Below are 18,149 nucleotides of genomic sequence, written 5' to 3'. Positions count from 1 at the left end.
GGGGGAGCCGAAAGCTCCCCCTTTTTTCGCTAGGCTTCCAGCTCGAAGGTAAGGTGAGCGCGCTCGCGCAAACGCTCGACCAAGGCCTCGCCAAGGAAGGAGCCGGGTGTGCCCACACCACCTTCTGTATCGCTTGCTAGAAGCCCCATTGCGGTCTCGGCGAGCATCCTGCTGGTGGATCCGTAGCCGGGATCGAACTTGCCCTTCACGCCATAGCGGATGGATTTACCATCGGGCCACTCGCCCAGAAACAGCACGTCGTAAAAACCGTTCTCGCGTTCTTCCCTGGTCGGCCCGTCGCCGGGCTTGGGAGGTTTCGATCCGAACGGGTTTTTCACCATCTCGACCAAGGCATTCGCCGCCGCCCTGCCAGCATCGCCGGGGCTGGTCAGCACCATCTCGTCATAGCGGAAGTCGCTGCCGTAGGGGTGCCCGCGAAGGAAATTCGTGCGGTGGACGTTTTTCGTATTAATCGCCGCCATGACGAACGGGGCAGCCCATTTCCCGAGCTCTTCCTCATAATGCGGGACCATGCCTGACGGCTGTTCGGGGCCTTCGAAACCGGGGGTGAGGGCGAAGGGGTCACGCAGGACCGTTACGACGCCAAGATTCCTTACTGCTGCTTTCATCGTCGCGCCGAGGCTTGCTGCGGTGCCTCCGGAGAACGTGCCTTTCATGGCACGAACCCGGCCCTTGACCCGCGGTGCAGGCGAACCGTGGCGCTCCTTCGCCTCTTTCTGCAACATCAGCACACCGAGATCGAAAGGGATCGAGTCGAACCCCGATGAGAAGCAGATCCGGGCGCCGCTCTTCTTTGCCGCATCGTGATGCTCGGCGATCTTCTCGGCCATCCACGCCGGTTCGCCGCATAGATCGGCGTAATCGGTCCCGGTCTTCACGCAGGCTTCTACCAGTGCATCGCCATAAAGTTGGTAGGGGCCCACCGTGCTGATCACCACTTTGGTGCGGCGGCACATGGCTTCGAGGGCCGAGGGGTCTTCTGCGTCGGCCACGATCATCGGCGTTGTTGGCGGCGCCCCGATTTCCTCGCGAACAGCTGAAAGCTTGTCTTCGCTTCGCCCGGCCACGGCCCATTTGGGCCCTCCTTCATCGGTGCCGTATTCGCGTACGAAATGCTCCGCCACGAGGCGCCCGGTATAACCCGTAGCTCCGTAGACGATGATGTCGAATTCGCGTGTATCCATTGCTCCATCTCCCATTATTTGTGGAAGATGTGGGCGTGCTATGGGCGCAAGTCAAAGACGTTGCGGCATGCCCGTTCTGTCAAAGGCGCGGGAGCGTCACTCCGCGCTGTCCCATGTATTTGCCTGCCCGGTCGGCATAGGTGACCTCGGGACGTTCGTTGCCCTGCAGGAACAGGAACTGGCAGGCGCCCTCATTGGCATAAATCTTCGCGGGCAGGGGGGTGGTGTTGCTGAACTCCAGCGTGACATGGCCTTCCCAGCCCGGCTCGAGCGGGGTAACGTTCACGATGATGCCGCAGCGCGCATAGGTGCTTTTGCCAAGGCAGATTACCAGCACATCTTCGGGAATCCTAAAATACTCGACGGTCCGGGCCAGCGCGAAGCTGTTCGGCGGGATCACGCAGACATCCGTCTGCCGATCGACAAAGCTGGTGGAAGCGAAGTCCTTCGGATCGACAACCGCATTGTCGACATTGGTGAAGATCTTGAACTCGTCGGCAACACGGGCATCGTAGCCGAAGGAAGAGAGGCCATAGCTGATCATTCCGCCGCGCCGCTGGCTTTCGACGAAAGGTTCGATCATGTCGCGCGTAGTGGCCGCTTCGCGGATCCATTTATCAGAGAGAATCGCCATTCCGAAGTGATTGACCCTCGCACTGCGCAACCGCAAGCGGATAAGGCGAATAATCCCCCTCGATTTGGAGAGCATCTGTACGCACCGGGCCGTTGCGCGTTCTGCCTTCGCGGAAGTCTGGCTTCAGGCCAATTCAGAATGCTTAAGAGGAAGAAGCGTATTGCAAACGACAACTCTCTCGTAAATTCAAATTATCGCTGCATCTCAGCTAGCGACTGGGTGCTTTTTTCAAGTACGGCGAAACGGTCGCAGTTTGGCCTCTTCTCTCGATAAAATGCTGCAAGTTTAGCGAGATCCGCGCGGTAATCGCCTGTTGGCATCAGCGGCTCTCCCATGCCGCCCGTCATGGCCTCGTTGTTTACCCAACCCGGTACGATCGGCACGCCCGCCGCCATAGCGATATGGTAGAAACCGCTCCGCCATTCGCCCTTCGAAGTCCGCGAGCCCTCCGGTGCAATTACGAGTGCAAGTTCGTCTGCTTCCTCGAACGCCTTCACTACTTGAGCAACGTAATTTGCCCGCTTGGACCGATCCACCGGTATTCCGCCCATATCCAGCATGAAGTTTGTTGCCGGCCATTTGAAAAGGCTCTTTTTCCCCATGAAGCTGGGGCGGATACCCAGTTCGTCGGCCACACCGAGGAAAAATACGAAGTCCCAGTTTGAGGTATGGGGGGCACCGAGAATGATGAATTTACGGGCTGCCGGACGCGATGCCTCGATCCGCCAGCCTTTCAATCGATAAAGCAACAGGAGCAGGCGTCGCACGAGGCGGCTGATGAGGGAGGGATTTCGTCGCATTGAGAATACCGAAGGGCCGCTTAGCAGGGCTACCTCGGATTGCGAGTTATATAGGTGAAGTTACACCCGATCACGGTCGCGTAGCAGGGGATCGCCAGCAGGCCGGACCGGTGTCTCGGCGCCGCGACCATCCAGCCCTTCGTAATCGACCTTAACGTGTCGATCATGAGCCACACCATCTTGCTCTAATACTTCGCTGGTCATCTCGCCGAAAAGCGCTTCGTAATGATTGATTGCCCGGCGAAGCTCTTCCGTGGTGGCATCGCTCGCTCGGTCGGCAATTTCATGGCCAGCGAGATAGTGCTTCGCAACATCGGCGTGCTCGACGGTCAAATCTGCATGGCGCTTCTCGAAATCGGTCATGGGATAGCCTCGGGTCGACATAATGTCGGTAAGAAGGCGGTCGGCGCGGCTGACAGCTTCCATGGGACTGTCAACGAAGAGAGCCTTGGTATCCTTCCATTCGCCGGCAAAACGATCGCGCTCCGACGGCGACAGCGGACGAATTTCCAGCTTTTTTACGCGCTCCTCGCGCTCGATAAGATCAGCCTCAGCGCTTCTGCGGCCACCCTTTGCTTCGAGCGTGCGATCATATTCTTCGCCGTAGCGATCACGCAATTCCTTCGTGCGATTGCGTTGAATGAAAAGCCAACCGAGCAACGCTCCTACCAATAGAACGATGACGACAATGGCGATTGTGACTTCTTGGCCTTCCATGGAACTCTCCTCAGCCCTGTCCAACCCCATGTTATAAAGCTGGAATGAGCGGAACGCCGGGAAGGTTCCTCTCCTACATTCGGAATACGCCGAATTGGGGCCTTTCTGGAATTGGCGCCTCGAGAGTAGCAGCAAAGGCCAAAGCCAGCACATCACGGGTCTGGACCGGGTCGATTACACCATCGTCCCATAAGCGGGCAGTCGCGTAATAAGGATTGCCTTCGTGCTCATATTTTTCGCGGATTGGGGCTTTGAACTCCTCGGCTTCGTCATCGGTCCACTTGTCCGCATCACGGTGGACGGTAGCGAGGACCGATGCGGCTTGCTCGCCGCCCATTACCGAAATGCGGGCATTCGGCCAGGTAAAGAGAAACCGGGGGGAATAGGCGCGGCCACACATGCCGTAATTACCCGCACCGAAGCTTCCCCCGATGACAACAGTGACTTTAGGCACGGTGGCTGTAGCAACGGCTGTCACCAGTTTAGCGCCATGTTTGGCGATGCCTTCTGCCTCGTATTTGCCGCCAACCATGAAGCCGGAGATGTTCTGGAGAAACAGCAGGGGGATGCGTCGCTGGCAGGCGAGCTCGATGAAATGCGCGCCTTTCTGTGAGCTTTCCGAGAACAGCACGCCGTTGTTGGCGAGGATTGCCACCGGCATGCCCCAGATATGCGCAGAGCCGCAGACTAACGTGCTGCCGTAATGCTGTTTGAACTCGTGAAATTCACTGCCATCGACGAGCCGAGCGATGACTTCGTGGACATCATAGGGGGCGCGCACGTCTTCCGGAACGATGGCGTAAAGGTCTTCAGCGTCGAACTTCGGGGCGCGCGGTTCTTTTAGCTCGATGCTTTTCGCTTCGGCGTAATTATCACCGAGATGGCTGACGATGTCGCGGACGATGGTAAGCGCGTGTTCGTCATCCTCTGCAAGGTGATCGACTACGCCCGATTTCTTCGCATGAAGATCTCCGCCGCCGAGATCCTCAGCGCTGATTTCCTCACCTGTAGCGGCCTTGACCAAGGGCGGTCCGGCGAGGAATATCGTGCCCTGATTGCGCACGATTACCGTCTCGTCGGACATGGCGGGCACATAGGCCCCGCCCGCGGTGCAACTGCCCATGACGCAAGCGATCTGCGGGATACCCAGCGCGCTCATGTTCGCCTGATTAAAAAAGATACGCCCGAAGTGGTCGCGGTCAGGGAAGACTTCGGCCTGGTGGGGCAGGTTCGCTCCGCCGCTATCCACCAGATAGATGCACGGAAGCCGGTTCTCCTGCGCGATTTCCTGCGCGCGGAGGTGCTTCTTCACCGTCATCGGATAATAGGTGCCGCCCTTCACGGTGGCATCGTTGCAGACGATCATCACCTGCCGACCGGAAACGCGACCAATGCCGGCAATCAGGCCTGCTCCGTTGATCTCGTCCTTGCCATACATGCCATTGGCGGCGAGCTGGCCGATCTCGAGGAATGGACTGCCCGGATCAAGCAACCGTTCGACTCGTTCGCGCGGTAGCAGCTTGCCCCGTCCGACATGCCGCTCGCGACTGCCTTCCGATCCACCGAGAACGGCAGCGGCAACTGTCGAACGCAGGTCCGCCGCAAGCGAACTGTTATGCTGGAAACGCGCCTTGGCATCTGGCGCCTCGCGATCGAGAGTGGAGGTGAGAACGGATGCGGTCATGTGTCGGGCCTAGCGTTTCTTCACGAATTCGGCACGCAGGACTAAACCCTTGATGCCGGGATATTTGCAGTCGATTTCCTGATCGTCACCCGTCAGGCGGATCGACTTGATCAGCGTTCCCTGTTTCAGGGTCTGGCCGGCGCCCTTCACGTCGAGATCCTTGATGAGAGTTACCTGGTCTCCATCCGCCAGCAAATTGCCAACTGCATCACGGACTTCGACCTGATTTTCCGAAGCTTGCTTTGCGGCGAGCTCCGAAGCCGGCATCCACTCGCCGCTCTCTTCGTCGTAGACGTAGTCTTCGTCGGCGCTCATCCTGCAGCACCAATCAGTTCGCGCCCGATCAGCATGCGGCGGATTTCGTTGGTCCCCGCGCCGATGTCGAGCAGCTTGGCATCGCGCATGTAGCGTTCGACCGGCCAGTCGAGCGTATAGCCCGCGCCGCCCAAAGCCTGGACGCTTTCCGCGGCGACGCGAAAGGCATTTTCCGAAGCCAGAAGGATCGCGCCTGCCGCATCGAAGCGGGTGGTCTTCTCTGCATCGCAGCTTTTGGCCACCGCATAGGTATAGGCGCGGGCGGATTGCAGCGCGACATACATGTCGGCAACCTTGGCCTGCATAAGCTGGAAGCTGCCGATCGGCTTGCCGAACTGCGTACGCTCGCGAAGGTAGGGAATGACCGTGTCCAGACAGGCCTGCATCACGCCGAGCTGAAGCCCCGAGAGCACGACGCGTTCGTAATCGAGCCCGCTCATCAAAACGCCAACGCCGCCATTCTCGGGCCCCATCACATTCTCTTCGGGCACGAAGCAATCGTCGAACACCAGCTCTGCCGTAGGCGAGCCGCGCATGCCGACCTTCTCGATTTTCTGACCGATCGAAAAGCCGTCGAAATCCTTTTCGATCAGAAAGGTGGTGATGCCGCGGCTGGCGGCCTGCGGATCGGTCTTCGCGTAAACCACCAGCGTATCCGCATAGGGAGCGTTGGTGATCCAGAATTTGGTGCCGTTGAGGACGTAGCCGCCGTCGACCTTATCGGCCTTGGCCTTCATCGAAACGACGTCCGACCCGGCACTGGCCTCGCTCATCGCAAGGCTTCCGACATGTTCGCCGCTGATCAGCTTGGGCAGATACTTCGCCTTCTGCGCCTCGTTACCCCAACGCGCGATCTGATTGACGCAGAGGTTGGAGTGCGCGCCGTAGCTAAGACCAACGGAAGCACTCGCACGGCTCACTTCTTCCACCGCGATGACATGCTCGAGATAGCCTAGACCGAGCCCACCATCCGCTTCCGCGACGGTGATACCATGCAAACCCAGTTCGCCCATCGCAGGCCACAGATCGCGCGGGAACCAGTCCTCGCGATCCACTTTTTCGGCCAATGGCGCTATCTGTTCGTCGGCGAAGCGCGACACGCTGTCGCGGATCATCTCGGCACTTTCGCCGAGCTGGAAATCGAAGTCTGGGGTCGCGCGCATTTTCTCTCCTTCATGCCTCGCGAAAATTCGTATGCGGTGAGGCCCGTAGCCGAGCAAGGCGTGGGGAGCAAACTCCTTCACCAGACCCCAACTCCTGACCGATTTAAACTTTTTGTCCCATGTCAAAAAATCGCCTAGGGGATTGTGGACAGTGATTTATCAGCAAGAAACCATCCTTTGGCCCGAAGGGCATGTACCGGACCCCGCTTTCTGCAGCGAGGATGACCGGCTGTCCGTGCTCGCATCGTTCGGCACCGAAGCGCTTTCCAACGATCCAGAACTAAAACAGATCGCCGATTTTGCCGCCAAGCTGTGCGATGTCCCTTACGCATCCGTCACCGTGGTAGAACAAACGCGGCAGGTTTTTCTGGCCGAGACAGGGTTGAACCGGGATGGCACTCCGCGTTCCGAAAGCTTTTGCGCCCACGCGATGCTACGACCTCATCCGCTGATCGTGGAAGACGCCACCAAGGACCCCGATTTCTGCGATAACGCCTTGGTAACCGGCGAAATGGGGCTGCGTTTCTATGCGGGCTTCCCGTTGATCTCCTCCGAAGGCGCTCCGTTGGGGGCGCTTTGCGTGATCGACACGAAGCCGCGCCCAGGTGGGCTCACCGATTTCCAGCAAGAAGGAATGATGGTTCTCGCCCGGTCGACAATGCGCCGCATGTCGCAAATGCGGCTGGGCCAATCGGCGATCGAGGCGGTCGAGCGGCGCGAAGCAGATCTGCGCGATATGATCGATAGCGTGCCAGGTATCGCGTGGACGAGCGACGGGAATGGCAACTTTACCTATGTCAATGCGCGCTGGAAAGAGATCACGGGCCTTGATGTGCCGGTCAAGATCGGAGACTGCCGCACAGCGCTTCATCCCGAAGATAGGGAGCGCGCGGTCGGGCGCCTGCGCACTGCAATGAACGAACAGACGCTGTTTGAGGATGAATGGCGTATAAAGCTGGCCGACGGCGAATATCGCTGGGTCCAGGCGCGCGCTGTACCCGTGGCTCGTGAGGGACGGGACGTGCGGTGGTTCGGGACCATCATCGACATTGACAGGGTTCACCGTCTGTCCGAAGCACGCGACTTGCTAGCGAATGAATTGTCGCACCGGATCAAGAACATTTTCGCTGTGGTCTCGGGCCTCATCGCTTTGCGCTCTCGCGGGAAGGCGGAAGTCAAACCCTTCGCCGACGATCTAAATTCAGCAATTCGGGCGCTGGGTACTGCGCACGATTATGTCCGCCCCGGAGACGGCCGCGGCGCCGATAAGCTTCAGGGACTTTTGGCGGACCTGCTTGCGCCCTATGAAGGGGGTAAAGGCGAGCGAGTGAATATTTCCGGAGACGACGTGAGTATCGGAGCGCGGGCAGCCACTCCACTTGCGTTGATTTTCCACGAACTCGCAACCAATGCCGCAAAATATGGAGCGTTATCGACCGAGGGAGGCAAGGTATCGATCGAGATCGAGCTGCCCTGCGGCGAGAATGACAACGTCTGTGTTTTCTGGCGTGAATCCTCCGAAAGCAATGACCAGCGCGACAGCGAAGCCGGCGAAGGCTTCGGCTCGCGTATGTTGCGGATGGCGATCGAAGGGCAATTGCGCGGCAGCTTCTCGCGCTCTTTTTCCGAGGACGGGCTCGACGTGAAAATTGCCTTCCCACCTTCATCTCTCGTCAGTTGAACCTGCCCTCGCCAAGCGAGCCTTCTTTTTCTACGATGGCATTCCACGCCGAAAGGGAGGCCGGATTGCGCGGTAATTTTTCAGATTTGATCTCCAGGGCAGCCATTATCCTTGGCCTTGCCACGGCAGCCTGCACACCACCGCAGGACCAACCAACTGCTCAGGTGGAGGCCGAAACCGCAATGGCAGCAGGGGCCGAGAGCGGTGATGAACCCTCAACTCCGCCGCAGACCTTCGCGGACACGGCTTGGCGTAGCGTTTCAGAAGATGGTGCGCGGTATACTACGATGCTCGACCGGGATGGCACTTATCGCGACCTGCGCAACGGTGATCCCTGGCAACAGGGAAGCTGGACTTACGCGGAAGATGAAAATCGCAAGGAGCTTTGCTTCGTACCCGATGCAGAAAATGGCGTCGAACGCTGCTGGACACCGGGGCGCATGGAAGATGATACGCTGATAGCTACCGGTCGCGGAGAACGCCGTATAGAATTGCAGCGGGTCGACTACCAGCCACCGGAAATCATTGACGCCGAAGAAGGCGAAGATTCTCAAGAGGTCGGCGAGGCACAGTGACTGCAACCGATCCAGAAGCGCTCGTCTTCGAAGGGATCGTAAAAGAATACGGCGCAGCTGTTGCTGTCGACAATGTGTCGCTTTCCATTGCGCCGGGCGAATTCGTCGCTCTGGTGGGTGCCAGTGGCTCGGGCAAGTCAACGCTCCTGAAAACGGTTAATCGCCTGGTCGATCCCACGTCAGGCAGGGTCCTGTTCGCAGGTGAAGACGTCACTACACGACCTTTGCCAGCCCTTCGGCGGCGTGTCGGCTATGTTTTCCAATCGATAGGCCTTTTTCCTCACATGACGGTGGCAGAGAACATTGCCATTGGTCCCAAGTTGGCCGGAGAGCACTTGGGAAGCGGCAGGATTGGCGAGTTGCTCGCCTTGGTCGAACTGGATGCTTCGCTGGGCACGCGAATGCCAGATGCCTTGTCCGGTGGGCAGCGCCAGCGCGTGGGTGTAGCCCGCGCCCTGGCGGCTGGCCCGGAACTTCTGCTGATGGACGAACCGTTCGGTGCGCTCGACCCGGTTACACGAGATGCGCTCGGCGAAAGAGTACGCTCGCTTCATGACGATCTTGGCCTGACAACGGTCATGGTCACCCACGACATGGCCGAAGCCTTGTTGCTCGCGGACCGCGTACTGGTGATGGATAAGGGAAAGATCGTCGCAGACGAACTCCCGAAAGCGCTGGTGGCCGGTGCAGGTGGAAAGGTGGCGCAGGAACTGGTTGCCGTTCCGCGTCATCAGGCCACCCGTCTGGCAGAGCTTTCGCAATGAATGGTCTTCGGGATGCAATGCTGGGCTTGCACGATCAGCTGGCTGCGCATGTTCTACTGTCGGCCGCGGCCATTGCGCTGGGCATCAGTATAGCGTTGCCGCTAGCAGTTTGGGCGAGCCGGTCAGAAAGGGTTGCACGCATAGCGCTCGCCTTCGCCAGTCTCGTTCAGACCATTCCGGCCCTGGCCTTGCTCGCGCTTTTCTTTCCCGTCTTGCTTAGTCTGCGGGCGATCTTCGGCGAAGGCTTGCCGACCCTCGGCTTTCTGCCGGCATTGCTGGCGCTCACGCTCTATGCATTGCTTCCGATCCTCCGAAATGCAGTCACTGCCCAGGCCAATCTCGATCCGGGAGTGATCGAGGCGGCAGAGGGCGTGGGAATGAACCCTCGCCAGCGGCTGATGTTGGTCGAAGCGCCACTGGCGGCACCCTACATCATGGCCGGCATTCGCACTGCTGCCGTATGGACGATCGGTGCCGCCACGCTGGCAACCACGATCGGCCAGAAAAGCCTGGGTGATCCGATTTTCGCTGGCTTGCAGACGCAGAACTGGGTCCTCGTACTGGCAGGCTGTTTTATGAGCGCCGCTCTCGCCATGATTGCCGACACCCTTTTGGGAATGATCGAGCGCGGGTTTCGCGAGCGGCGGCGGCGCCTGTCCATCGGCGGACTGGGGGCCGTTGCGCTCGGAGTAGCCGCAGCCCTTGCTTCGCAATTCGGCACGCGAGAAGGTGAGCGTATTGTCATCGGGGCCAAGAGTTTCTCGGAGCAATATGTGCTTGCGCGGCTGATCGGTCAGCGCCTTGAACAGAGCGGTTTCCAAGTCGAATATAGGGACGGTCTTGGTTCGGCCATTGCGCACAGCGCAGCTGCAACCGGGCGGGTTGATGTCTACGTCGACTATACCGGCACGATCTGGGCCAATCAGATGAAGCGGGAAGACAATTTACCCCGGGAGGCGATGTACGAGGAAATCGTTCGGTGGGAATCTGAGATTACCGGAATGCGGGTGCTGGGTAAGCTCGGTTTCGAGAATGCGTATGGACTTGCGGTCACTCAAGAAACCGCGAGCGCGAAGGGGCTGAATTCCATCGCTGATCTTGCGCGGATTGCTCCGCAAATGACGGTCGGCGGAGATCCCGAATTTTTCGAGCGACCCGAGTGGATCGCCGTGCGCGACTCCTATGGTCTACGCTTCGGCGAAAAGCGCACTTTCTCCCCTACCTTCATGTACAACGCCTTGCGATCGGGCGAGGCGGACGTGATTGGCGCGTACACGTCGGACGGGCGGATCGAGGCGGACAAGCTTGCTGTGCTCGCCGACCCCGAAGGGGCTTTCCCCAATTATGATGCGGTGTTGTTGCTGAGCCCCGAGGCAGCCCAGAACAAAGCTCTCGTGTCGTCTCTTCAGCCATTGGTCGGCGCCATCGATGTAAGTGCGATGCGCGCGGCCAATTATTCGGTGGATCGCGAGACGAACAAGCTTTCGTTCGATGAGGCCGCGCGGCTCCTGGCAGAACGCGCGGGCCTCTAGATCGAATCGACTGTTAGCGGGCCTTGGTCCAGGTCTGCGTTTTGCAGAAGGGGCCGATGCAGCCTTTCACCTCGAGCGTATTCGCATTTACCCGGCGAATGGTGGAGCGGTAGGTCTTTCCGCTTTTCGGATCGTAGATCTCGCCGCGCCAGTCATCGCCATCGTCAGTGAAGCCGGTCAGGATCGGCATGCCGAGCAGCTTGCGATCGCGCAGCTTGGGGTTCTTGTTCTTCGTATCCCGTTGGTCGAGCCCCTGCGGCGGAGTGACGACGAACTTGGAGATGCGGCCGCAGACGGTCTTGCCGCAATCGCCGATGGTCACCACGGCGTTACGCTCCTCGGTCAGCCATTTGCCGTCGACGGGCTGAGCGGCGAGCAGGGGAGAGGCGGCGAGGAGCGCGGCGAATGCGAGAGCTTTCTTCATCTGATGTCCTTCGGTGATAGCATGATGCTGGGTTGTGGGAGGGAATGGATGAACCTTAGCCGAAGCCTGCCCCGCGCGGCGCGTTGCGGGGCGTGAGCGCCATAACTTTGAAAAGGTCACCCATATGGGCGGGGGCGGTGAGGCGGTCGTGGGCTTGGGAGATGGCCTTGGCGTGGGCGGGACTTTTGCTGCTAAGTGCTTGAGCGCGAAGGTCAATTCCCATTGCGGAGAGCCAGGAGCCTTGCGTGGCGATGGCGACTGCAAGACCTTGCCTGGCCGCGACCTGTGCAAGTGTGGCGAAATCGACCAGCGCGGTCAGATCCATGTCGCCCGGCGCTTCGAAGGGGCCGACTTTCTCGTGGCGCCGGACTGCCTGCAGGGTCTCCCCCGTCTGCGGTTCGAGATAGCCATAGTCGATGAACAGCGCCGCGCCTCCCTGCACATCGATGCGTTGCGCGATGCCCGCGATTGTCGCCGCTGCTCCGGGACAGGTCTCGATCACCGTGCCGATCGGTTGGTTTCGGCGCTGTTCGGGCACGGCATCGTCCATCGGACTGGGACCTGCCGCGAAAACGAACCGATCACCGTCAAGCGCAACCATCCGTTCGCGCCAGCCCTTGTCGGTCATCACCAATTGCCGGATCGGCAGCGCGTCGAGAAATTCATTGGCGACGATGTAGAGCGGGCGGTCTTCGGGCAGAGTATCGATCGTGTCGTGAAACTGCGGCTGCGAGAGAGCCTTCGCCTGTGCGCCGCGCAGCGCCGCGGAACCTTCGACCAGATGGACCGGCGGATGGAGGCCCGTGCTGGCCATGGCGCGCAGCGCATCGCGGGCAAGCGTGCCCCGGCCGGGGCCAAGTTCGACATAGGCCGCGTCCGGCCTGCCCGACCGGCTCCACAGATCGGCCACCCACAGGCCCACCATCTCGCCGAACATCTGGCTGATTTCGGGTGCGGTGGTGAAATCGCCGCCAGCCCCCAGCGGATCGCGGCTGGCGTAATAACCGGCGTTGTTTTCCCCCATGTAGCGCGACACGGGCATCGGCCCGTGCCGCTCTATCAGCCGGCGGAAAGTGGCGGAAAGATCGCTTGGTCCGGCGTCGCTGGTCATGCAGTTCTGGGTTGGGGCGACAGCTTGCCGGGCCCGCCCACCGGCGCCTTTATCAGCGCATAGATCAGCACGGCGACACCCACCGCGATCATCGGCAGCGACAGCCACTGGCCGCGCGACAATCCGGTTTCGACCACGACATAGGCGAGATAGGCATCGGGTTCGCGGAAGAATTCGTTGACGAAGCGGCCGACACCCATGCCGATCGTGAAGATCGCCACCAGCAGGCCGGGGCGATAGCGTGCGCGGGTCTTCCAAAACAATGCCAGCAGCAGAATGCCCAGCAGCAGCCCTTCGAGCCCGGCCTGGTAAAGCTGGCTCGGGTGACGGGCCACGTCGCCGCCGCCCGGGAAAACCATGGCCCAGGGCACATCGCTTTCCACCGGACGACCGTAGAGTTCGCCATTGATGAAGTTGGCGATGCGGCCCAGCATGTAACCGATCGGCACGTTGACGGCGATGTAATCGCACACTCTCAGCCAGTTCAGCCCGCCGCGCCACGCGACCCAGCTGATCGCCACCAGCACGCCGATGACCCCGCCGTGAAAGCTCATGCCCCCGTTCCACAGCTGAAACAGCTGAACGCCCTGAAACAGTTCGGGCTGGTAGAAAGCGGCATAACCGAGCCTGCCACCGATGATGACGCCAAGCGTACAGTAGAAGAACAGATCGTCCGCATGCCGCTGTGCCAGGGGCGCGCCGGGGGCCTTGATCATCTTCGACAGGTGCCAATAGGCGAAAATGATGCCGAAGAGATAAGCCAGCGAATAGTAACGGAGCTGGAAACTGCCGATTTCGAACAGATAAGGCCGAAGTCCAAGCTCCGCCCACTGGATCGGTTCTTGTGCAGCCGCAGTCGCGGCCAGTAGTGACAGCAAGGTTTTATCCCCTTAGAGAATGTCGCGAAGGCCGACACGCGCGACCCGTTTCGGATGCGGCTTTTGGCATAGCGGGCCTTTTGGGGAAAGCCTGTCTCGCATCTCTTTTCGCCGTTGGGGCACGAGTGATGCGCACTATGCCTGCGTTAGCAATGGAGAGGACACTAAACGACCATGCCGACTGAACTCGACAAGGATATTGAACGTATCACCAGCGCCGTGACCGCCCCCGGACAGATGTTCGAAACGGTCCCCATGACGCGGCGCGGTGTTGAAATGCCGGCTTTCAAGAATGCCCCGCCCAGCGTGGCGCATTATTTCGCCCATTTCGCGAATGAAAAGAAGGACGAGCTTTTCCTTGTCGATGGCGACCTGCGGCTGACCTTCGGCCAGGTCTATGGCGCGGCCGCCTGCGTGGCTCATGGTCTTGCGACCACGCATGGTCTCAAGAAGGGCGATCGCGTAGGCATCGCCGCACGCAATTCCGCCAACTGGATCATCGCCTATATGGGCACGCTGATGGCGGGTGGCTGCGCAACCCTGCTCAACGGCTGGTGGACGGGCGAAGAACTCGCCTATGGCATCAATCTTTGCGAATGCTCACTGGTGCTAGCCGATCCCCAGCGCGCCAAGCGTATGGAAGGTGAAGAGATCGCGGCCAAGGTCGTGGTCATCGATCACGGCGTTCCGGCAGAAGGCCTCGCCCCGATCTGGGCGCAAGGCGATACGGCGATGAAGATGCTCGGCGAACTGGGCCCGGACGATCTCGCCACCATTCTTTATACCTCGGGTTCGACCGGCAATCCCAAGGGTGCCTTTTCCGATCACCTGGGCGTGGTCACCGGCACGATGAACTATGTTGCCCAGACGGCCATGATCCTTCAGGTCCTGACGGAACGTGGCGAAGCGCCCACGGTCCAGCCCAGCGCGCTGGTCGCCGTTCCGCTGTTCCATGTTACCGGGGAAATCCCGCTATTCCTCCAGAGCTTCGCGCTTGGCCGGAAGCTGGTGCTGATGCCGAAATGGGATCCGCGCGAGGCGCTTTGCCTGCTCGAGAAAGAGCAGATCACCTATTTCGTCGGCGTTCCGCTGATGAGCTACGAGATGGCCACCCATCCCGAGCGCGACAGTTTCGACCTGTCGAGCTGCAAGAGCTTCGCCGCGGGTGGCGCACCGCGCCCGCCCGAGCATGTGACCAAGATCAAGCAAGCCTTTCCCGAAGGCTTCCCGCTGCTGGGATATGGCCTTACCGAAACCAATGCCGTGGGCTGCGGCAATCTCAACGAAAACTACATGGCCAAGCCCGGTTCGACCGGCATGCCCTCGAAGCCGATGGTGGACATGGCCATTCTCGACGATGACGGAAACAAGCTTGCCGTGGGCGAAGTGGGCGAAATCTGCATCCGATCGGTGGCCAATTTCCTTGGCTACTGGAAGAACGAGGAAGCCACTGCGGCAGCCTATACCGATGATGCCTATTTCCGCACCGGCGATCTCGGCTATCTCGACGAGGACAATTATCTCTTCATCGTCGACCGCAAGAAGGACATCATCATCCGCGGCGGCGAGAACATTTCCTGTATCGAGGTCGAGGAAGCGATCTATGCGCATCCAGCCGTGGCCGAATGCAGCGTGTTCGGCGTACCGGACGAGCGGCTGGGCGAAATTGTCGCCGCCGTCTACTTCACCCACAAGGGCGAGGAACTGCAGCCTGACGAACTGCAGGATTACCTGCGCGAGCATATCGCATCCTACAAGGTGCCGGCACATGTCTGGCGCGCCAGCGACCATCTGCCGCGTCTCGGCACGCAGAAGGTCGACAAGCGCAGCGTGAAGGCAACCTACGCGCCGAGTATAACGGCGGTTTGACCACGCCAGCCATCCCCAGCCAGCGCGCGATATTCGACCGGCGCGAGATCGCGTCCAGGATCGAGGCGCTGGCTGAGGAGCATGGCGAAAAATCGCGCCCGCCCGTCGTCGAACTGCTGAAGCAGTCGCTGGAAGACGGACGGAAGGAAATGGAACGCCGGCTGGAGGCACAGCCTTCTGCCGGCCATTCCGTTGCGGGCGGATATTCCTTCCTGATCGACCAGCTCGTGCGCGTGATCCACGAATATGTGACGCGGCACACCTATCCCGCCCCCAATCGCAGTACTGGCGAACGGCTCGCGATCATGGCGGTGGGTGGTTACGGACGCAGCGAAATGGCGCCGCATTCGGATGTCGATATCGCCTTTCTCGTGGGCGAAAGGCGCAATGCGTGGTGCGAGCAGGTGGTCGAAGCCATGCTCTACATCCTATGGGATCTGGGCCTGAAGGTTGGCCATTCGACCCGCACGATCGAAGAGGCGATCCGGCTGGCGAAGGAAGACCTGACGATCCGCACCGCCCTGCTCGAAGGACGTTATGTCTGGGGTGATCGCGAACTCTATGCCGAGGGAGAGCGGCGTTACACCAGCGATGTGGTGCGCGGGAACGAGCGCGCCTTTCTGACCCAGAAGCTGGACGAACGAAACGCGCGGCACAAGCGCATGGGCGACAGCCGCTATGTCGTCGAACCCAATGTAAAGGACGGCAAGGGCGGCCTGCGCGATTTGCAGACCCTCTACTGGATCGGCAAGTTCATCCACCGCGTCTCCAGCGCATCGGAGCTGGTGGATGTCGGCCTGATGACGCGCAACGAATATCGCAGTTTCCGCCGGGCCGAACGCTTTCTGCTGGCCGTGCGCAGCCACATGCATATCATCACCGGCCGGGCGGAAGACCGCCTTACCTTCGATCTGCAGCGGCAGGTCGCCACACGGATGAAGTTCGCGGACCGGCCCGGGCAACGCTCGGTCGAACGGTTCATGCAGTTCTATTTCCTGCAGGCCAAGCGCGTCGGCAGCCTGACCGGCGTGTTCCTGGCGCATATCGAGGACGATCTGGCCCAGCGTTCGGCACGCCGGGGCTTCTTTGCCGGGTTCAAGCCCAAGCCGCGCATGGTGAAGGGGTATCGCGTGTTCGGCGGGCGCATCGCTGCGCCGTCCGACGACTGGTTCGCCAAGGACCCGGTACGACTGATCGAGCTGTTCCAGCTGGCCGAGGCCGATCAGCTGGAAATCCATCCCGAAACCATGCGGCAGGCGGGGCGCGATGCGAAGCTGATCGACAGTTCGGTGCGCGAGGATCCACGCGCCAATGCCCTGTTCCTCGACCTGCTCAGCGGCCGCAACGATCCGGAAACAGTGCTGCGCTGGATGAACGAAACCGGTGTCTTCGGCCGTTTCGTGCCTGATTTCGGCAAGGTCAACGCGCAGATGCAGTTCGATATGTACCACCATTATACGGTGGACGAACATACCATCCGCGCCATCGGCCTGCTCAACCAGATCGAGAAGGGCGAGCTGAAACAGGACCATCCCCGCGCCACGCGGCTGATCCACAAGGTCGGTTCGCGCCGGGTCGCCTATGTCGCGGCGCTGCTGCACGATATCGCCAAGGGCCGCGGGGGCGACCATTCCGAACTCGGCGCCGAGATCGCAAAGGAGCTGTGCCCGCGCTTCGGCCTGTCCGACGGCGAGACCGATCTGGTGGCCTGGCTGGTGCTGAACCATCTGCTGATGAGCCATACGGCGCAGAAGCGCGACCTGACCGACCCGAAGACGATCGAGGATTATGTCGGCCAGGTGCAGAGCATCGAGCGGCTGCGTCATCTGGCGATCCTGACGGCGGTGGATATCCGCGCGGTCGGGCCGGGGACGTGGAATAGCTGGAAGGGCCAGCTGCTCGGCGAATTGTATGATGCTTCGGCCGAACGGCTCCGCCTTGGTCACATGAGACATGGCCGCAAGGAAAAGGTCGCCGCCAGAAAGACGCAGGTTGCCGATCTGCTCGGCGATCGGGCTGACCTTGTGGAAGAGCATGGCAAGAGTTTCGGTGATGCCTACTGGATTGCCGAGCCCGTCGACATTATCGCGCTGAACCTCGTACATTACGATGCGGCCCGAAAAATGCAGCACGAACTGTCGGTCCACTGCGAATATTACGAGGCGCGCGGGGCGACGCTCGTCACCGTGATTGCCGCAGACCATCCGGGGCTCTTCTACCGGATTGCGGGCGGTATCCACCTTGCTGGCGGCAATATCATCGATGCGCGTATCCATACCTCGCGCACCGGCTGGGCGATGGACAATTTCCTCGTGCAGGACCCGCATTGCGCGCCCTTCCGCGAGGAGCAGCAGCTGGAGCGGCTGAAGAAGAGCATCGCCGATGCCCTCGCCAACCGTATCGACCTGCTGCCGAAGCTTGCCCAGCGCCCGCTGCCGCACAGCCGCTCCAAGGCGTTCGATGTGTCGCCGCGCGTCCTGTTCGACAACAAGGCATCGAATCGATTCACCGTAATCGAGGTGAACGCGCGCGATCGCCCGGCACTTCTCAACAGATTGGCGCGCGTCCTGTTCGAACAGCGGCTAGTCGTTCATTCGGCCCATGTGACCAATTACGGTGAACGCGCGGCGGACACGTTTTACGTTACGGATCTGACGGGCGACAAGCTCTCCGAAGGGGAGCGGCAGAACCGTCTCGAAGCCCGGCTAGTGGAAGCTGCGAGTGATGCAATGCAGGCACGGTTGGAAGAAGCCTAGCATACGTTTGCAGGAAGATTGTTGCGCGATCCTCCCAAATC

At 60.4% G+C, this 18,149-nt stretch carries 16 protein-coding genes; 6 read left to right on the top strand and 10 right to left on the bottom strand.

The features are described 5' to 3' along the window. Positions 1 to 29: 29 nt before the first annotated feature. The 7 genes from ACYQ0G_RS07705 to ACYQ0G_RS07675 all read right to left on the bottom strand — a co-directional run bounded on the left by ACYQ0G_RS07705 (position 30) and on the right by ACYQ0G_RS07675 (position 6,518). Entirely contained in the window at positions 30 to 1,205 is a 1,176-nt protein-coding gene (locus ACYQ0G_RS07705) for a saccharopine dehydrogenase family protein (RefSeq protein WP_460101361.1), read from the bottom strand. 79 nt (positions 1,206 to 1,284) lie between these two features. Next, positions 1,285 to 1,839: a dCTP deaminase gene (dcd, locus tag ACYQ0G_RS07700; protein ID WP_460101359.1), complete on the bottom strand. Its 555-nt coding sequence runs from the start codon at positions 1,837 to 1,839 to the stop codon at positions 1,285 to 1,287. A 191-nt stretch (positions 1,840 to 2,030) separates the two neighbouring features. Beyond that, complete coding sequence (locus ACYQ0G_RS07695) at positions 2,031 to 2,606, bottom strand: 1-acyl-sn-glycerol-3-phosphate acyltransferase (RefSeq protein ID WP_460101357.1); 576 nt, start codon at positions 2,604 to 2,606, stop codon at positions 2,031 to 2,033. 93 nt (positions 2,607 to 2,699) lie between these two features. Continuing rightward, on the bottom strand, positions 2,700 to 3,356 hold the full coding sequence (locus ACYQ0G_RS07690; RefSeq protein ID WP_460101355.1) for a hypothetical protein: 657 nt from the start codon (positions 3,354 to 3,356) through the stop codon (positions 2,700 to 2,702). Positions 3,357 to 3,429: 73 nt separating this feature from the next. After that, complete coding sequence (locus ACYQ0G_RS07685; RefSeq protein WP_460101354.1) at positions 3,430 to 5,040, bottom strand: carboxyl transferase domain-containing protein; 1,611 nt, start codon at positions 5,038 to 5,040, stop codon at positions 3,430 to 3,432. 9 nt (positions 5,041 to 5,049) lie between these two features. After that, positions 5,050 to 5,355: an alkylphosphonate utilization protein gene (locus ACYQ0G_RS07680; protein ID WP_460101353.1), complete on the bottom strand. Its 306-nt coding sequence runs from the start codon at positions 5,353 to 5,355 to the stop codon at positions 5,050 to 5,052. Then, positions 5,352 to 6,518 carry an isovaleryl-CoA dehydrogenase gene (locus tag ACYQ0G_RS07675; protein WP_460101351.1) on the bottom strand — a complete coding sequence of 389 codons (1,167 nt, stop codon included), beginning with the start codon at positions 6,516 to 6,518 and terminating at the stop codon, positions 5,352 to 5,354. The genes ACYQ0G_RS07680 and ACYQ0G_RS07675 overlap by 4 nt, the downstream gene beginning before the upstream one ends. Positions 6,519 to 6,669: 151 nt before the next feature. On the opposite strand from ACYQ0G_RS07675, the gene ACYQ0G_RS07670 reads away from it, so the two are divergent. The 4 genes from ACYQ0G_RS07670 (at position 6,670) to ACYQ0G_RS07655 (ending at position 11,070) form a co-directional block, all read left to right on the top strand. Then, positions 6,670 to 8,199, top strand: a complete 1,530-nt coding sequence (locus ACYQ0G_RS07670) for a PAS domain-containing protein (RefSeq protein ID WP_460101349.1) — start codon at positions 6,670 to 6,672, stop codon at positions 8,197 to 8,199. 182 nt (positions 8,200 to 8,381) lie between these two features. Then, a complete protein-coding gene (locus tag ACYQ0G_RS07665) occupies positions 8,382 to 8,774 on the top strand; it encodes a hypothetical protein (RefSeq protein WP_460101347.1) in 393 nt (130 codons plus the stop codon). After that, positions 8,771 to 9,538: an ATP-binding cassette domain-containing protein gene (locus ACYQ0G_RS07660; protein WP_460101346.1), complete on the top strand. Its 768-nt coding sequence runs from the start codon at positions 8,771 to 8,773 to the stop codon at positions 9,536 to 9,538. Before ACYQ0G_RS07665 ends, ACYQ0G_RS07660 begins: the two co-directional genes overlap by 4 nt. Next, positions 9,535 to 11,070, top strand: coding sequence for an ABC transporter permease/substrate-binding protein (locus tag ACYQ0G_RS07655; RefSeq protein ID WP_460101344.1), 1,536 nt, complete (start codon positions 9,535 to 9,537; stop codon positions 11,068 to 11,070). Before ACYQ0G_RS07660 ends, ACYQ0G_RS07655 begins: the two co-directional genes overlap by 4 nt. 13 nt (positions 11,071 to 11,083) lie before the next feature. Here the strand turns inward: ACYQ0G_RS07655 and ACYQ0G_RS07650 are convergent, their stop codons facing one another. The 3 genes from ACYQ0G_RS07650 to lgt are packed head-to-tail and all read right to left on the bottom strand — an operon-like array spanning position 11,084 to position 13,483. After that, entirely contained in the window at positions 11,084 to 11,494 is a 411-nt protein-coding gene (locus tag ACYQ0G_RS07650; protein ID WP_460101343.1) for a DUF2147 domain-containing protein, read from the bottom strand. A gap of 55 nt (positions 11,495 to 11,549) precedes the next feature. Next, positions 11,550 to 12,605, bottom strand: coding sequence for a class I SAM-dependent methyltransferase (locus tag ACYQ0G_RS07645; protein WP_460101341.1), 1,056 nt, complete (start codon positions 12,603 to 12,605; stop codon positions 11,550 to 11,552). Further along, the gene (gene lgt, locus ACYQ0G_RS07640; protein ID WP_460101339.1) at positions 12,602 to 13,483 is read right to left on the bottom strand and encodes a prolipoprotein diacylglyceryl transferase; all 882 of its coding nucleotides are present in this window, start codon (positions 13,481 to 13,483) and stop codon (positions 12,602 to 12,604) included. Before lgt ends, ACYQ0G_RS07645 begins: the two co-directional genes overlap by 4 nt. 174 nt (positions 13,484 to 13,657) lie before the next feature. Between lgt and ACYQ0G_RS07635 the strand changes: the two genes are divergently transcribed. Together ACYQ0G_RS07635 and ACYQ0G_RS07630 are read left to right on the top strand one after the other, a co-directional pair. Next, a complete protein-coding gene (locus ACYQ0G_RS07635) occupies positions 13,658 to 15,352 on the top strand; it encodes a class I adenylate-forming enzyme family protein (protein WP_460101338.1) in 1,695 nt (564 codons plus the stop codon). Continuing rightward, the gene (locus ACYQ0G_RS07630; RefSeq protein ID WP_460101336.1) at positions 15,349 to 18,108 is read left to right on the top strand and encodes a [protein-PII] uridylyltransferase; all 2,760 of its coding nucleotides are present in this window, start codon (positions 15,349 to 15,351) and stop codon (positions 18,106 to 18,108) included. Before ACYQ0G_RS07635 ends, ACYQ0G_RS07630 begins: the two co-directional genes overlap by 4 nt. Positions 18,109 to 18,149 lie beyond the last annotated feature (41 nt).

The sequence above is a fragment of the Qipengyuania triglochinis genome (genome assembly GCF_054655615.1).
This window is presented reverse-complemented; position numbering and strand designations above follow the sequence as displayed.

What these genes read in the sequence shown, in the direction of transcription:
- ACYQ0G_RS07680 (WP_460101353.1), bottom strand. Translation starts at nt 5,355, where the DNA reads ATGAGCGCCGACGAAGACTACGTCTACGACGAAGAGAGCGGCGAGTGG.
- ACYQ0G_RS07655 (WP_460101344.1), top strand. Translation starts at nt 9,535, where the DNA reads ATGAATGGTCTTCGGGATGCAATGCTGGGCTTGCACGATCAGCTGGCT.
- ACYQ0G_RS07675 (WP_460101351.1), bottom strand. Translation starts at nt 6,518, where the DNA reads ATGCGCGCGACCCCAGACTTCGATTTCCAGCTCGGCGAAAGTGCCGAG.
- ACYQ0G_RS07690 (WP_460101355.1), bottom strand. Translation starts at nt 3,356, where the DNA reads ATGGAAGGCCAAGAAGTCACAATCGCCATTGTCGTCATCGTTCTATTG.
- ACYQ0G_RS07665 (WP_460101347.1), top strand. Translation starts at nt 8,382, where the DNA reads ATGGCAGCAGGGGCCGAGAGCGGTGATGAACCCTCAACTCCGCCGCAG.
- ACYQ0G_RS07650 (WP_460101343.1), bottom strand. Translation starts at nt 11,494, where the DNA reads ATGAAGAAAGCTCTCGCATTCGCCGCGCTCCTCGCCGCCTCTCCCCTG.
- ACYQ0G_RS07645 (WP_460101341.1), bottom strand. Translation starts at nt 12,605, where the DNA reads ATGACCAGCGACGCCGGACCAAGCGATCTTTCCGCCACTTTCCGCCGG.
- ACYQ0G_RS07685 (WP_460101354.1), bottom strand. Translation starts at nt 5,040, where the DNA reads ATGACCGCATCCGTTCTCACCTCCACTCTCGATCGCGAGGCGCCAGAT.
- ACYQ0G_RS07635 (WP_460101338.1), top strand. Translation starts at nt 13,658, where the DNA reads ATGCCGACTGAACTCGACAAGGATATTGAACGTATCACCAGCGCCGTG.
- dcd (WP_460101359.1), bottom strand. Translation starts at nt 1,839, where the DNA reads ATGGCGATTCTCTCTGATAAATGGATCCGCGAAGCGGCCACTACGCGC.
- ACYQ0G_RS07705 (WP_460101361.1), bottom strand. Translation starts at nt 1,205, where the DNA reads ATGGATACACGCGAATTCGACATCATCGTCTACGGAGCTACGGGTTAT.